Source organism: Cysteiniphilum sp. GTC20157 (assembly GCF_055396795.1).
This window is the reverse complement of the sequence record NZ_AP044698.1, coordinates 1,901,711-1,918,172: the sequence shown is the minus strand read 5'-3', so window position 1 is coordinate 1,918,172 and position 16,462 is coordinate 1,901,711. Positions and strand designations below refer to the sequence as shown.

Below are 16,462 nucleotides of genomic sequence, written 5' to 3'. Positions count from 1 at the left end.
GGTAGATATGCAGTTAGCATTCTTAAGCGAGATTGAAGACATTGTCCAACTTAAACGCTTAAATCCGATGTTGATGAGTGGCATTGTCCATCAGTATCAAGAAGGAAAATATGAAGCGGTTATCGATGCAATTAGCCAATATGTTGAAGAAACTAAAAGTATAGACGTCTATATTCTTTTTATGGGATATGCCGCGGATTTGTTTTTGAGCGCAAAGTCTTTGGCAGATATTAATACAAGTATTAAGTCTTACGATCAGCAGTTAAATATACTATCAGGACGCTTATCTCCTTTAGAGCGTTTTGATACTACTTTACTCAGTGGCATTGATATCTTTGTGCAAATGCTAGATATGAAAATAACCGCTGAAATCAAACAGGTTAAAGTCTTTGATGTTGATGCGTTGGTTGAGTCGTATGAATTATTATTAGATACCGTACAAAGCCTAACTTCAATACAACTGGAGTTAGACTCACGTAAGTCGGTATTAACAACGAACAAAACGATCAAAGAGCTAAAATTTGCGATTAAGCGTCTACTTGATAAAGAACAACAATATGAATCGTTAACGACTGACGTTGATCAGGCAAGTGAACCTGTCACAAAACAAGTCCCACCAAAAGAAGCTAAAAATCGTTATATTGATGAGTTTGCCTCAGTCAAATGGTATAAATTTGTCAAAAAAGTACTGATTTTACAAAGCATGATCAATGCAAAACGCTTTTTTGAGGCCGCAATTGTGTATGAAGATATGCAAAAAGAGCTGACACATTTTGATCCAAAAGATTATTTTCCAGGACTTTTTTTCCCGCTGTATAAAAATCTAGCACCTAATGCACGAACGATTTATAAGCATATTGAGCAGAACTCTAATTCATTGGAATGGCATATTGCCAAGAAACTCTATCAAAGTGATCCGATGCGTTTTTTACGTGATTTACCCAATATGGCAGAGAATAACTATCATGATGAGCAATTTCATCAAGGAGATTATGCCGAACCTATGCAAAATGAAGGGCGTAAATTGATGGAAGATGTCAGTATGTTATCAGAAAGTGAAGATATTCGTTTTAAAGAAGATATTGTTGATGATAAAGAAGAGTCACTCATTGACGAGAATGAAATCGATCATTTATTGGAGGAAATTGAAGGCGTTTGGGATCAAGCAGGCCTATCGAAAGAATAAAGAAGAAAGCAAGAAAGCTTACCACTCAACAATACTTAAGGTATCAGGGACATCGGCAATTTTAGTTGTAATGGTTTCTTGATCTAAAAGCCCTGTTTTAGCATCGTGGTATTGAATCACTGATGCGCTATTGATCAGGCCATAGCAAATCGCAGTACGCACATTTTCACCAGCGTATATCGCACCACAAAAGCTCGAACCAAAAGCATCTCCTGCACCTAGTGTATTGACAACATTATCAATCTTAAGTGCCGGATGAAAGTACATTTTTTTCTCGGTGGCAACATAAACCCCTTCGCTGCCATCAGTCACGACAACGATGCGTGGTCCAAGATTCAATGCTTTTTGAAAGAAAGCTTTTAGTGAGAAAAAACTATCTTGATAAACAGGTTGTGCTTGTAGCAGGTTTTGGTGATGATCCATTGCGGTTTCATCCGTTGGGTTATCTTCGCAGCTTAATAAAGAGCTCATGAGCTTTTGCGCTTCTTGATAATTCATGATCAAGATATCAATGCCGCTTAGGGCCTCTAAAATAAAGCTACTACCAACTTCAAGTTGGCTATAGCCAGGATTAATGGCAACTTTGGTATTACATACTTTGGCGAATTTGACGATTTGCGGCAGCTGCGCGGCAGAAGCTTTGCTAAGCGATGTGACATAGACAAAATCAGCTTCTTCAATCGCAGCAATCGGTAAGTCTTCGGTTAATAAGTCGCGATTAGCGCCTCGATAAGCAAAAATCGTACGATCACCCTTAAGCGATGGCACGACATAAGAAGTTGCCGTACCATAGTGATCAGAGTAGCGCACAATCGAGGTATCCACGCCTTGTGATTTGAGCTCTTGCAACAGTGATTTACCGATATTATCTTTACCTACTTTGCCAAAAAACCGCACGTTAAAGCCAAGTTTTTGCAAGGAAACAGCGGCATTAGTTGCCCCTCCACCACTAAAGCATTTCTGGTCAGTGACTTCTATTTTGGCGCCTTCCTCAAGTAATAAATAGGATTGCTTGGTGTGCGGTTTTTGGATTTCCATGGTTTCCATTTGCTCATATTCGATAATTGTATCTAATGTTGCACCACCGATGGTTAGAGCTTTCATATGCGGGCTTACTCCAATAAAAAATTAATGATAGATATTGTGCCTTAATTTTTAGCAGGTGTCATGAATGTAATGGCGTTGAAACGACTTTTAATTGAGACTATCCCGTGTTTTTCATGCCCGCAGCAATGCCGGAAATCGATAGCATCAGTACATCTTGATAGATATCTTTATCTTCAGCACCTAGGTCACCTTTCGCTAATTTGTGTAGGGTAGATGCCTGTAACAAATTCAAAGGGTCAATATACGGTTTTCGATAGTGGATTGCTGAGTATTTAGATGAGGCGTGAGCATCATCAGTTAGTGTATTGATCTGCGTATTAACCTTAATCATGGTGTTTAGTTTCGAGCGTAAATCTTGACCATAGCGTTGTAAATCTAAAGATAGACTGTCATCATAAAATTGAGCAATCTCTGGTGAGGTTTTTAATAGTGTCATATCTAAAAGGTCAATCAAGTTTTTGAAAAATGGCCAGTTCTTTAACATCTCTTTGATCAATACGTTATCTGTAGCTAATGCTGAGTGTAAGGCTGATTCCATACCAAGCCAGCTAGGTAAAATCAATCGAGTTTGCGTCCAAGCAAAAATATAAGGGATCGCTCTTAAGCTCTCTAAGCGTGCTGATGGTTTGCGCTTAGCAGGGCGACTGCCAATGCACAGTTTACCAAGTGCGCTAGCAGGTGTTGCCTGTGTGAAATATGCCATAAAGGCCTCATCATGCACTACGTGGCGATAGTCTGAGGCTGACTGATCACTCATTTGATTCATTAATATTTGCCAGTCATCACTTGCTTCCATCGGAGGAGTTAAAGTGGCTTCTAAAACAGAGTTGGTATATAGAATAAAGTTTTCTAAGGCATTTTCTTTGGAGCCAAATTTTTTATGAATGACCTCACCTTGTTCTGTGACCTTGATCCAGCCATTGACGGTATGCGGTGGTAGTGATAATAGAGCTGATTGAATCGGTCCGCCACCGCGACCAACCGAGCCACCGCGCCCATGGAAAAAGCATAGTTTGATATCATGCGCTTTGCCTATGTCAAGCATTTGTTGCTGAGCTTTATAAAGTTGCCAGCTTGCGGCAAGTTTTCCAGCGTCTTTGGCAGAATCTGAGTAGCCAATCATAACTTCTTGATGGCCTTTGGTATGCTCTTTGTACCAGTTAAGTTGAAATAACTGTGATAGAGTTTGCGCACTGCACTTTAAGTCATTTAATGTTTCAAATAATGGCACAACGGGTAGATGGTCTTTAATGTGGCAGGATTTTTGCAACAAGAGAACGCTTAAAACATCGGATGGTTGTGATGCCATTGAGATGACATAGGAGCCAAATTGATCACGTGGCAATTTGGCAATGGTTTGGAAGGTATCAATTAATTCTTGTTCATCGTCATTAAAGGGGCAATCATCATCAAATAATGGGCGTTTACTTTGTAGCTCGTTGATTAACCAGGTGATTTTTTGTGACTCATTTAATTGCTGATAATCCCCTAACTCAAGATATTGATAAATGCGTGCAATCACCTCGCTATGACGCGAAGATTCTTGACGAATATCCAGTTTCACGAGATGTAAGCCAAAGGTATGAATTTTGCGTATTAAATCCTCAAGGCTGTCTTGCGCAATTGCCGCGGCATTGTTTTGAGTTAAGCTGTCATAGATAAGATAAAGCGGTTGTAGTATTTCTTCAACACTTTGAATACAGTCGCTGTCTAAACGAAAACGCTTTTTAATAATGCGTTGCTGATACCAGTCAATGGTATAGTTTAGGCGATTTCGTAATTGCCTTAATAGCACACGATAGGGTTCATGCTCATTGTTTGCCAATGTGCTAAGTTCATAATTGCAGGCATTAATCGACAGCTCTTGAATCAGGTCGGTGATGTCATTTAAAATTAAGGTCATTGCTCGCCAGCGATAGAGCATAACGACTTGCTCGGTAATATTGGCAGTGACGTACGGATTGCCATCGCGATCACCCCCCATCCAGCTGCCAAATTTAAGCGGTGTTTGATTAAGGGTGAGAGGTATCAGACCACTATCTAACAGTGCACAATTAATCCGGCGAAAATACTGGGGAACACTGTGCCAAAAAGCTTCCTCTACGACAGCGCATCCCCATTTGGCTTCTTCAATGGGTGTTGGTCGCTTGCGGCGAATTTCATCCGTAAGCCATAAGTTAGTAATAATAACGTGTAATTTTCGATCAATATCAACTTTGTCATACGTCGTCTTGGCTTCTTTACGCCATTTAATCAACTCACTGATTTGATTATATTTTTGGACATTGGTGCGACGTTTGACTTCCGTGGGATGTGCTGTTAACACCAAAGTGATTGATAATTCTTGGATAATATCTTCAATTTCAGTAGGCTTTACACCAACGCGGGTGGCGTTAGCAATAATTTCATTTAAGCTATTTGTCGGTGTTTCAATATCGATGCGATGGACGTTTTCAACAATATTAACTAGATTAAGAAAGTGGCCAAAGGCACGTGCAACAATAATGCTTTGTTTGGCATCGAGGCTTTCAATATAACGATAAAGACGCTCAAAAGAACTATCTTGACTGGTCTGAATATGAATCGCACTTTGGCGGATCTTCTCAACAATTGCCAAGCCAGATTCACCCGTTTGGCATTCTATGACCTTTCCTAAAATATTGCCTAATAGCTCAATATCTTCTTTGACTGTTTTCGCATATGGTGCTTTTTTGATCCTTGTTTCCGACATATGTCCCCCTTTGTATTGCAAAATGCGCATACTTATTATTCCTCAATAAATTATTGAAGTAAAATGCAAATTTTAGCAATTATAGACAATGCAATATTTGTTATTTTAAAAATAAAAAACTAATGATATAGTCTTAAGTAATTCTTTAGATTGTTTTGATATGATGTGAACTGGGCACAGATTGGATGCAGCGTGCGTTTAAAGTCAAAAGGTTAATAAATATCTCAACAGCCTGCAAATCAAGATAACGGAGCGAGCAAAAGAATATCGAATTATAATGATCTAACGTGTCAGAAGAGGAGGGTGAAGTATGCATAGTGATCAGCAACAAATATTTGGTGGTTTATATTCCAGTACATTTGAGCATGATAATTGTGGATTTGGGCTTTTGGTTAATAAATATGGTAATAAAAGCCATCGCATTATTGGTACAGCGGTCAAAGCACTTTCCAATATGAAGCATCGTGGTGCGGTATCCGCGGATGGCTTATCAGGAGATGGTTGCGGTGTTTTATTTAAAATTGACGCGGGTTACTTTTGGGCAAAGGCTGAAAGTCATGGTTTTAAAAGGCAAGATAAACTGGGCACGGGACTTGTCTTTTTTGCACCAGACAAAGTCGATAGCCAACGTCAAAGTGTCGAAGAGATCGTTAAAAAATATGGATTAATATTCTCAGGTTTAGCACTTGTTAATATTGATAAAAGCTATCTTGGTGAGCAAGCAAAAGCGATTTGTCCTGACATTTATCAGTTGTTTGTTGGCTGTGGTCGTGAGATGTGCTCTATTATCTTTGAAGAGAAGCTGTATTTAATTCGTCGAGAGCTTGAACGAATCTATCAGGATTGCAATTATTTTTATTTACCGAGTTTATCATCACGCACGATTGTTTATAAAGGACTTGTAACCCCTGAGAATTTACCACGATTTTACCCTGATCTTGCTGATCGCAAGCTTACAACAGACTTATGCATTTTCCATCAACGTTTTTCAACCAATACCTTACCACAATGGCGTTTAGCGCAGCCTTTTCGCTATTTAGCACACAATGGTGAGATCAATACGATCAAAGGCAATCGTAATTGGGTAAATGCCAATGGTTCACGTCTTTTGGATAAGCTCAAAGCCTATCAGGATATTATTTTACCGATTACCAATGATAAGGTATCAGACTCCTGTAGTGTTGATCATATCGTTGAGTGCTTGCATTTAAATGGGATGTCGCTACTGCAAACATTACGGATTATGATTCCACCGGCGTGGCAAAATCAAGAGGATATGGATGCTGACTTACGTGCCTTTTATGAGTTCTATGGTATGCATATGGGTGCTTGGGATGGCCCAACGGCTCTTGTTGCCACTGATGGACGTTTTGGCTTGTGTGTTTTGGATCGCAATGGTTTGCGTCCTGCGCGCTGGCATGAAAATATCAAGGGTGATATTATGATTGCCTCTGAGGCGGGTGTTTATGATGACTCATTGGCGATTGTTAAAAAAGGACGTGTGCGACCAGGGCAAATGATCGCTGTTGATACCGAATCGGGTGCGTTCTTAAGCTCTGAAACTATTGATAATAAACATAAGCATCAATTGCCTTATAAGCAATGGCTTAATGCCTCTTCAGTCGCGATTCGACGTGGTTTAACACCAATTGTCCAGGAAGAGTATACACATGAAGTCTTGACGCGCTATCTGCATGCATTTGATGTACATTATGAAGAAAGAGAAGTGGTCATCAAAGCACTGGCAACGGATGCCAGTGAGGCGATTGGTTCAATGGGAGATGATACCCCAATTGCAATATTGTCCAAGTCCAATCGTCCGTTATATGATTTTTTCCGTCAACAGTTTGCTCAAGTGACAAATCCACCGATTGATTCATTGCGTGAAAGTGTTGTGATGTCATTAAAAACATTTATCGGCAAACTGGGGAATCTACATAAACCAAGTCCAGAGCTTGCAACAAGGGTGCTGTTAGAAAGCCCTATATTGTCCCCATCGACCCATGCTAAATTGATGAAGATCACCAGTAACCGTTTGGTGATTTCATTAAACTATCCAGAGCATACATCACTACCAGAAGCACTTGATGATATTAAACAACAGGTACTTCAGGCATTAGATCAGGGATGTTTTATGCTAATTCTTGATGATAGTGGAATCAAAGAGAATAACTACAGTGTGCATGCACTATTAGCGACGGGCTTTATTCATCATCAGTTAAGCAAGCTTAATCGGCGCTGTGAAGCCAATATCATTGTAGTTACGGCAACAGCGCGCGACCCACATCAGTTTGCCTGTTTGTTGGCATATGGTGCCACGGCAATTTATCCTTATTTATCATATCAATTGATTAATCATATGGTGAATAGCAATGGTATTGCGGTAAAAGATAAGGCACAAGCGCGACGCAATTACCGCCATGGTATCAATAAAGGACTACGTAAAATTATGTCAAAAATGGGCATATCAACGATGACCAGTTATCGTGGTGCTCAGTTATTTGAAATTATTGGACTAGCTGATGAGGTAGTAATAAGTTGTTTTTATGGTACGCCAAGTCGTTTATCTGGGCTTGACTTTAATGCGCTCAAACAGCGTTTTGTTATGCAGATGAAAGAGGCGTTTATTTGTAATGCTTCTTTGCCAAAGCCAAAAGGGCGTTATAAGTTTACATTTAATGGCGAATATCATGCCTTTAACCCTGAGGTGGTGTTAAGTTTGCAAAAGGCGATAAATAACCATGATGTTGAAAGTTATCAAAATTATCGTGATTTGGTGAATAACCGTGGCTATCAAAGCCTACGTGATCTTTTGGCAATTAAGGTCAATCGTGAGGTTAAACCGGTTGATATCGATGAAGTAATGCCATTATCTGAAATTTACCAGTGTTTTGATTCAGCGGGAATGTCACTAGGAGCAATTTCTCCTGAAGCGCATGAGGCAATGGCAATGGCGATGAATGAACTAGGTGGGCGATCCAATTCTGGTGAGGGTGGAGAGGACAAAGAGCGTTATCAGACCAGTAAAGTCTCAAAGATAAAGCAAATTGCTTCAGGGCGTTTTGGCGTGACACCTGAATATTTAGTCAATGCTGAAGTGATTCAGATTAAAATTGCTCAAGGTGCTAAGCCTGGCGAGGGCGGGCAGCTGCCTGGCAAAAAGGTTAATGACTTGATTGCTAAACTGCGCTTCTCGGTTCCTGGTATCACCTTGATATCACCGCCACCACACCATGATATTTATTCGATTGAAGATCTTGCCGAGCTTATTTTTGACTTAAAACAAATAAATCCTGAGGCCCTTATTTCAGTGAAATTAGTTTCAGAGGCAGGCGTTGGAACCATCGCTGCTGGTGTTGTTAAAGCTTATGCCGATATGATTACGATTTCAGGGCATGATGGCGGTACAGGTGCATCCCCATTAAGCTCAATTGTTTATGCTGGAACTCCTTGGGAGATTGGCTTGTCTGAAACGCAGCAAACGTTGGTGAAGAATAATTTACGTGGAAAGATCAAACTGCAAGTGGATGGCGGCTTAAAAACAGGTCTTGATATTATCAAAGCAGCCATTCTAGGTGCTGAGAGTTTTGCCTTTGGTACAGCACCAATGATTGCTTTGGGCTGTAAATATTTGCGTATTTGTCATTTGAATAATTGTGCCACGGGCGTTGCAACACAAGATGAGTTATTGCGAGATAAATATTTTCGTGGCACGGTTGATAAGCTAAAATGTTTTTTTACTTTTTTAGCGACTGATGTGCGTGAGTGCCTTGCAAAACTAGGAGTTAAAAGGCTGACTGATCTTATCGGGCGAGTTGATTTGTTAGAGATCGTTGAAGCTGCGCAATCACAATATGGTTTGGATTTACAGCCTATTGTGTATCAAGAAATGACAGATTATGCTAACTATTATCAAGGGGATAAAAATCAGCCGTTTGATAATGCGCCTTTAGCGCAAAAAATCTTAGCAACGACAAAGGCGGATATTTTGGTGCAAAATGGCGGCAATTATCAATTTGAGATCAGAAATACCGATCGCGCCATCGGTGCCATGCTCAGTGGCTTTATCGCTAAGATTTATGGTAATGCTGGTTTAGAGAATCCACTGAATCTTTATTTTGAGGGCACTTCAGGACAAAGCTTTGGTGCATTTGGGATCAATGGTTTGCATTTACATCTTATCGGTGAGGCAAATGACTATGTTGGCAAATCAATGGCAGGCGGTGAAATTGTCATTATCCCTCCAGCTGAAGCACTTTTTGAGCCAGCATTAAGCCCGATCATTGGCAATACTTGTTTGTACGGGGCAACAGGTGGCAAATTATTTGCCTATGGGCAAGCAGGTGAGCGTTTTGCCGTAAGAAACTCAGGTGCTATCGCTGTTGTTGAGGGAGCCGGGGATCATTGCTGTGAGTATATGACCGGTGGTGTCATCATCGTGTTAGGTGAAACGGGTATTAACTTTGGTGCAGGGATGACTGGGGGTGTTGCTTTTGTATTTGATCGCGATAATACTTTTTCAAGCCGTTATAACAATGAATTTATTAAACTTTATCGTATTCAATCAGAGCGTATGCAAGATTATCAGGAGCTTTTATACAGCTTGATTCAAGATTATTTTGATAAAACACATAGTATCCAAGCGCAAGAAATTTTGACTGATTTTCATGGTTATTTACGTTATTTTTGGTTGGTTGCGACAGAAGCGACATTTGAAAATTGTGATGTATTAGTGACGCAATACCAGATAAGTCAAACAAAACAAACAAAACAAACGAAACAAACGAAACAAACAAAACAAACAAACCAAATAAGTCAAAGAGGACAAGAAAGTCGAGAGGACTTAACAGCAGCTTTTAACAGGAGGGAATATGACGCAGCAAAATTTTGAATTTCTAGAGTTGAGTCGTAAAGCACCAAAAGAGCGTTGGGCGCCAGAGAGAGTTGAAGATTTTGATGAGATTCAGGGCAATTATTCGGCGAATGAGGCAAAGCTTCAAGCCAGTCGTTGCTTAGATTGCGGTACACCATACTGTCAATTTAAGTGTCCAGTGCAGAACTATATTCCGCAGTGGTTAAGTCTCGTTGAAGAGGGACGTATTTTGGAAGCGGCAACTTTATCTCACCAAACCAACAGTTTGCCTGAGATTTGTGGACGTGTTTGTCCACAAGATCGCTTATGTGAGGGTAGTTGCACTTTGGATGAAGATTTTGGCGCAGTCAGTATTGGGTCGATTGAAAAGTATATTACCGATACTGCCTTAGCAATGGGTTGGAAGCCTGATATTACGCATATTGTTAAAACAGGCAAAAAGGTGGCGATTATTGGTGCAGGTCCCGCGGGTCTTGCCTGTGCGGATATTCTGACGCAACACGGCATTGCTGCCGTTGTTTATGATAAGCATCCTCAGATTGGTGGACTACTTAGCTTTGGCATTCCATCGTTTAAACTCGAGAAAGAGATTGTTGTTAAACGACGGGCAATTCTAGAATATATGGGGGTTGAGTTTAAACTGAACATTGAAGTGGGTAAAGACATTAGTTTTGATGCACTTTATGCGCAGTATGATGCTATTTTTATTGCAGTAGGATGCTACAAAAACATGCGGGCAAATATTCCCGGTGAGAACTTAAAGGGCGTCTATCAAGCGCTAGATTATCTGGTGAATAACAATCACAAGCAGATGGGGTTGATAGATCAGACTGCCTATCATGATTTTTATTTCAAACGAGTCTTGGTGTTAGGCGGGGGTGATACGGCGATGGATTGTGCTCGCACTGCTGTAAGGCAACAAGCTTCGAGTGTCTATTGTGCTTATCGTCGTAATGAAGCATCTATGCCGGGATCCAAACGTGAAGTCTATAAAGCCAAAGAGGAGGGAGTGAAGTTCTTGTGGCATTATCAGCCACTAGAGATTATTGGTAGTGACCAGGTCGAGGCAGTACGCTTTGCTAGAACCAAGATTGTCGTTGATGCGCACACGCAAAGAAATGTTTTGGAAATTGATGCGAGTGATGAGGTCATTATTCCCGCCGATGCTGTGGTGATTGCCTTTGGTTTTCAACCACATCAAATCAACTGGTTAGATCGTTATAATATTCAAACGGATAAACATGGCAGAATTCAAACAAAACTTTTGATAAGTGATAATGAGAGAGATGAAGTAAAAAAAGCAAAAAAACAACAGCGCTTTGCTTTTCAAACGCACAATGACAAGGTGTTTGCCGGTGGTGATATCACCCGTGGCTCAGATTTGGTGGTAACAGCAATATTTGAAGGACGCTCAGCAGCCAGAGGGATTATTGAGTATCTAAGTCATTGTGTTTGATTGGTTATTTTAATTTAACACGTAGAACATCAGCAAATTGGGCAAAAATAAATACAGTGCCAAATTTATAATGACAACTTATCTTGAGCCGATAAACTAAAGGAATCGTTATATTCTTTTGATAATTACATAATATGTCACAGCAATCATTACCCTTAGCAACCAACAAAATATCTACAGAGGTATCATTACCGGGTTCAAAAAGTTTATCTAATCGTGTGTTACTCATTGCTGCAATGGCAAACGGTGAGTCAGTCATTGATAACTTGCCTTTAAGTAAGGATGTATTGGCTGGTGTTGGTGCGTTAAAGGCGCTTGGCATTAGACATCAGTTTGATGAGTCAAAAGGGCGCATTATTATTCAAGGCGCAAATGGTATTTTTCCTCATAAAAAAGCACGTATTTTTTGTAATGAAGCGGGGACGTTGACGCGCTTTATTATTCCTTTGTGTGCCGCACAAAAAATCGGTGAGTATTATATCTATGCTGCTGAAAGGATGATGGCGCGCCCAATTGCTGAACAGCTCGCGGTGTTAAGCTCTTTGGGTATGCAAGCAGCATATGAAGACAGGCAAGAGTCATTGCCGATGACGCTTTTGGCAAAGGGCTTGAAGCAGACAGACAGTGTAAGTATTGATGGGGCTAAGAGTAGTCAGTTCTTGTCAGGTTTATTAATCGCATCCCCCTTGATCGATGGTGGCTTAAGTATCCATTCAAATACTGATCACCCTCAACCTTATGTGCAAATGACGGTGGATATGATGCGTGATTTTGGTGTGGCAGTTGACGTGGAAAATAATCTTTATAAGATACAAGGCAATCAAAGCTATCAGGCACGGCATTACGCGATTGAGCCGGATATCTCAACGGCATCGTACTTTTGGGCGCTAGCGGCAATCACACAAGGTAACGTTAAAGTTAAGCACGTAACACGCGATGCCAAGCAAGGGGATATTCGTTTTCTGGAAGTGCTTGAGAGGATGGGGTGTCAAGTGATCACTGAAGAAGACGGTATTCGTGTGATTGGTGGTGAAGTGTTAAATGGTGTAACAGTAGATATGCGCAACTTCTCCGATACGTTTATGACGGTTGCGGCAATTGCGTGCTTTGCTAAGGGTGAGACACATATCACGGGACTTTCGCATACGCGTTTACAGGAATCAGATCGTGTTAGTGCAATGGCTGAGGGCTTGGCGCGTTTAGGTGTTCACGTTACAACAACGAAGGATAGTATTCATATTTGTCCTGAAAAATCAGCACTTAGAGGTGGCACTGTTGAAGGGCATAATGATCATCGCATTGCAATGTCACTGGCATTGATTGGTTTAAAGCAGGAAGGTGTTATTATCAATGGTGCTGAGTGTGTTAGTAAAACATGTCCTGATTACTTTGAACGGATGGCGAAAATTATTTAGTTCATGGATAATTCAAGGTAAACTACAGCCATTTTCGAGAGTAAGGACGATTGATGCAAGAGATGCAAGATAAGCAGCTACTGGATTTAGAGGTGATTTTATCGCGTTTTAGCGTCAGACGTGCTTTTTATCTGGGAAAAGTTAAAAAAGCTTATTTTGATCGAGTTTCTGCAGTGCACCATTATGCAGCAAGCGGCTTTATTTATGATGCGCAATTATTTGGTGCAAGCTTTAATGTCGGTAACTGGCCATTTGCGAACAAAAGCTTTGATCTGATTGTGCTTGATAATGTGTTATTAAATCCTAATGATATACATAAGATTTTAATGGAAGCCATTCGAGTGCTAAGTGATGATGGTTGTTTGATTGTGGTGCAATACAAAAAAAATCAGGCTATAACAATTCCGTTTCGTTTTGTTAATAAAGAAATAAAGTCTCAGGGTTTACATAAAATTGAAAGTCACTACTATGATGTATTTAATGTCAAAGACTTCAGTAAATGGTTGCCGTGTTTGTTGCCTGAGAGCTTTTCTTGTGAGTACATTGCAAGCTTTAGCAAACAGGTTATTCCGCTAAGCCCATTGTTTTCAGGGGCAACGGAAATGGTTAAGTTGCCAGGAAAATATGCCATTGGTATGAATAAAGCGTTTAAAGTAAAAAAATAAAAATAGATAAAATGAAATAGATGAATACTCAAAAAAATAGCGAAGTAAGTAAATTGAAAAAGATTGTCATTTATACCGATGGCGCGTGTAAGGGCAATCCCGGACGTGGTGGCTGGGGAGCGATTTTGCAGTACAAAGCCAAAACCAAAGAGATTTATGGTGGCGAAGATAATACCACTAATAACCGTATGGAGTTATTGGCTGCGATTAAGGCATTGCAGTTATTGAAAGAGGCTTGTGATGTCGAGCTTTACACTGATTCAAAGTATGTTCAGCAAGGTGTCAATGAATGGCTTGATGGTTGGATAAAGCGTGGTTGGAAAACCGCAAATAAGCAACCGGTGAAGAATCAGGATCTATGGCAGCTGCTTGATCAGTCACGTCACAAACATCGAGTGAAATGGTGCTGGGTTAAGGGGCACAATGGTCACCCATTAAATGAACGCGCTGATGAGTTGGCTAATAAAGGGGTGATGCACAGTGAACAAGAAACCCATTAAAGATAAGAAGATCTATGTCATCTACACCGGTGGCACGATTGGGATGGTCAAAACTGATAAAGGCTATGCACCAAAGCAAGGCTATTTGTTGGATAAAGTTAAAACAATTAAAGACTTTTATCATAATGACGTGCCTGATTTCGAGATTAATGAATATCCACAATTGATTGATTCGGCAAATATCAAGCCAGAAGATTGGATTACGATTGCATTAGACATTGTGAATCATTATGAAAAATACGATGGCTTTGTCGTGTTGCATGGAACCGATACGTTAGCATATACCGCATCCAGTCTGTCATTTATGCTAAAGAACTTAAACAAGCCAGTGATCTGCACAGGCTCACAAATCCCAATTTCTGAGTTAAGATCTGATGCCTCAGATAATATTTTGCACAGTTTGATTTTGGCAGCGGATGAACGTATTGCTGAAGTTTGTGTGTATTTTAATAAGCAGCTATTACGGGGTAATCGTTCGGTCAAGGTTAATGCCTCAGGTATGGATGCGTTTAGTTCGCCGAACTATCCAGTGCTAGGGCAGGTTGGTATTGATATTGAATTAAATGAAGCCTATCTGTATCCGTCTGATCATAACAAACCTGCGGAGATTGAGTTTAAAACCTTAGGTGTGCCCAAGATTGCAGTGCTGTCAATTTTCCCTGGGATGGATGCAAATATCCTAAACAAAGTATTGCAACCACCGTTACAAGGTTTGATTTTAAAGACTTATGGCGCGGGTAATATTATGAATTCGCCAAAAATTCTGCATGAGCTTGTCGAAGCATGTCAGCGAGGCGTGATTATCATCAACTGCAGCCAATGCTTAAAGGGGAGTGTTAAGATGGGGGCGTATGAAGCGGGGGTTGGTCTTGTAAATGCTGGCGTCATTTCGGGGCATGATATGACCGATGAGGCAGCATTGACCAAACTCTTTTACCTTTTGAGTATTCCGGGGTTATCACAACAAGAAGTGAAATTGGCACTACATAAAAACCTGCGAGGAGAAATAACATTATGAAATATTTAACGAAGTTGATGGAGCAAAACCGTCAATGGGTTGAAGATACGAATAAAAATAAGCCAGGTTTCTTTGAGAGTTTATCAAAGCAGCAAAATCCAGAGTATTTATGGATTGGGTGTTCGGATAGTCGTGTGCCAGCAAATCAAATTTTGGGATTGCTGCCAGGGGATATTTTTGTGCATCGTAACGTGGCTAATGTTGTCGTTCATTCTGATTTGAATTTTTTATCAGTATTGCAATATGCTGTTGATGTGTTGAAAGTAAAGCATATCCTTGTTTGTGGGCACTATTGCTGTGGTGGTGTCAAAGCGGCTACTTTGAATGAGTCTAATGGATTGATTGATAACTGGTTGAGACATGTCCAAGATGTACATCATAAGCATAAAGCGTTATTAAAAACTTTTGATCATGGTGAGTGTGAAGCTTTGGCACCTGGCGTTGATTGTCAGGAGCAGAAACATGCTGTGATGTGTGAGCTTAATGTGGTTGAGCAGGTGGTTAATGTTGCTAAGACAACCGTGGTTCAAGATGCTTGGCGACGTGGGCAAGAAGTGATGATTCACGGTTGTGTTTATGCGGTATCTAATGGGCTTTTACAGCAAATTGCTTTTGGCGTGGCGAACAATGATGAGATTGAAGATTTCTATGATAAAGCATTAACTAGCATACAGCGTGATTTATATAAGGAAAAAACATGATGGCTGAACAAAAGTGTATTGATAAAACTAAGTTTTTTGGTTATTTAAGTATTGGTATTGGCATGGCACTTGCGGGTGGCTTTATCTCATATGGAATTTTAAATTTTCATGCATTTAACCGTTATGTTGCGGTTAAGGGTTTGGCAGAGCAAACGGTTAAAGCGGATAAAGCCATTTGGAGTATTAGCTATACGGTGAACGCCAATAGTTTAAAAGAAGTCTATCAAAAGGTTGACCAAGATCAGTTGGCAGTGAAAAACTTTATAAGTCAAGCAGGTGTGGATGCTAAAGCATTGCAATATGGTAGTATTTCGCTAAATCAAAACTCTCATAGCAAAGATCAGGTCAATACTTCAAATTATAGTGCTTATGGTAGTATGACGATCACGACAGATAAGGTTGATTTAGTACAAGGTTTGGCGCAAAAAACGAGTGATTTGGTTGCCAAAGGTGTTGTCGTTAGTAGTAGCAATGTTGCCTATAAATACACGGGACTTAACAGTATCAAACCCAAGATGCTGGAAGAGGCGACTCAAAATGCCAAAACGGCAGCATTGCAATTTGCCAAAAATGCACAAACCGCATTAGGCAGTATTCGCCAAGCATCGCAAGGTGCCTTTACGATTAGTAATCAAGATGCCTCTTATGGCGATGGTGATCCTTATAAACTGGTTCGTGTTGTGGTGAGTTCAGCGTATTTTCTAAAATAAAATGATTTGCGGGTGGTATATTATGTAAGCGTTGGCTGAGCGTAAGTCGAAGCCATTATTAAGCAGTCTGTTCCTAAACGTACCCACTTCGACTGATGCT

Annotated in this window: 11 protein-coding genes; 9 read left to right on the top strand and 2 right to left on the bottom strand. The window is 40.3% G+C overall.

Annotated elements, in window-relative coordinates:
* Window positions 1-7: 7 nt before the first annotated feature.
* Window positions 8-1,186 carry a type VI secretion system protein IglI family protein gene (locus ACZ5V8_RS08665; protein ID WP_464217458.1) on the top strand — a complete coding sequence of 393 codons (1,179 nt, stop codon included), beginning with the start codon at window positions 8-10 and terminating at the stop codon, window positions 1,184-1,186.
* An 18-nt stretch (window positions 1,187-1,204) separates the two neighbouring features.
* Here the strand turns inward: ACZ5V8_RS08665 and ACZ5V8_RS08660 are convergent, their stop codons facing one another.
* Both ACZ5V8_RS08660 and ppc read right to left on the bottom strand, forming a co-directional pair.
* The gene (locus ACZ5V8_RS08660; RefSeq protein ID WP_440615729.1) at window positions 1,205-2,290 is read right to left on the bottom strand and encodes a carbohydrate kinase family protein; all 1,086 of its coding nucleotides are present in this window, start codon (window positions 2,288-2,290) and stop codon (window positions 1,205-1,207) included.
* Window positions 2,291-2,390: 100 nt separating this feature from the next.
* Window positions 2,391-5,024, bottom strand: a complete 2,634-nt coding sequence (ppc, locus tag ACZ5V8_RS08655; protein WP_440615730.1) for a phosphoenolpyruvate carboxylase — start codon at window positions 5,022-5,024, stop codon at window positions 2,391-2,393.
* Window positions 5,025-5,334: 310 nt separating this feature from the next.
* On the opposite strand from ppc, the gene gltB reads away from it, so the two are divergent.
* From gltB to ACZ5V8_RS08615, 8 genes are all read left to right on the top strand, one after another.
* A complete protein-coding gene (gltB, locus tag ACZ5V8_RS08650) occupies window positions 5,335-9,915 on the top strand; it encodes a glutamate synthase large subunit (RefSeq protein WP_464217457.1) in 4,581 nt (1,526 codons plus the stop codon).
* The gene (locus tag ACZ5V8_RS08645; protein WP_464217456.1) at window positions 9,896-11,353 is read left to right on the top strand and encodes an FAD-dependent oxidoreductase; all 1,458 of its coding nucleotides are present in this window, start codon (window positions 9,896-9,898) and stop codon (window positions 11,351-11,353) included. The genes gltB and ACZ5V8_RS08645 overlap by 20 nt, the downstream gene beginning before the upstream one ends.
* A 134-nt stretch (window positions 11,354-11,487) precedes the next feature.
* A complete protein-coding gene (gene aroA / locus ACZ5V8_RS08640) occupies window positions 11,488-12,768 on the top strand; it encodes a 3-phosphoshikimate 1-carboxyvinyltransferase (protein ID WP_464217455.1) in 1,281 nt (426 codons plus the stop codon).
* 53 nt (window positions 12,769-12,821) lie between these two features.
* Window positions 12,822-13,433: a class I SAM-dependent methyltransferase gene (locus ACZ5V8_RS08635; protein ID WP_464217454.1), complete on the top strand. Its 612-nt coding sequence runs from the start codon at window positions 12,822-12,824 to the stop codon at window positions 13,431-13,433.
* A 20-nt stretch (window positions 13,434-13,453) separates the two neighbouring features.
* Window positions 13,454-13,933 carry a ribonuclease HI gene (gene rnhA, locus ACZ5V8_RS08630; protein ID WP_464217453.1) on the top strand — a complete coding sequence of 160 codons (480 nt, stop codon included), beginning with the start codon at window positions 13,454-13,456 and terminating at the stop codon, window positions 13,931-13,933.
* A 43-nt stretch (window positions 13,934-13,976) separates the two neighbouring features.
* Window positions 13,977-14,951, top strand: a complete 975-nt coding sequence (ansA, locus tag ACZ5V8_RS08625; protein ID WP_464218730.1) for an asparaginase — start codon at window positions 13,977-13,979, stop codon at window positions 14,949-14,951.
* The gene (gene can / locus ACZ5V8_RS08620) at window positions 14,948-15,652 is read left to right on the top strand and encodes a carbonate dehydratase (RefSeq protein ID WP_464217452.1); all 705 of its coding nucleotides are present in this window, start codon (window positions 14,948-14,950) and stop codon (window positions 15,650-15,652) included. The genes ansA and can overlap by 4 nt, the downstream gene beginning before the upstream one ends.
* Window positions 15,649-16,362, top strand: a complete 714-nt coding sequence (locus ACZ5V8_RS08615; protein ID WP_464217451.1) for an SIMPL domain-containing protein — start codon at window positions 15,649-15,651, stop codon at window positions 16,360-16,362. The genes can and ACZ5V8_RS08615 overlap by 4 nt, the downstream gene beginning before the upstream one ends.
* Window positions 16,363-16,462: the final 100 nt, after the last annotated feature.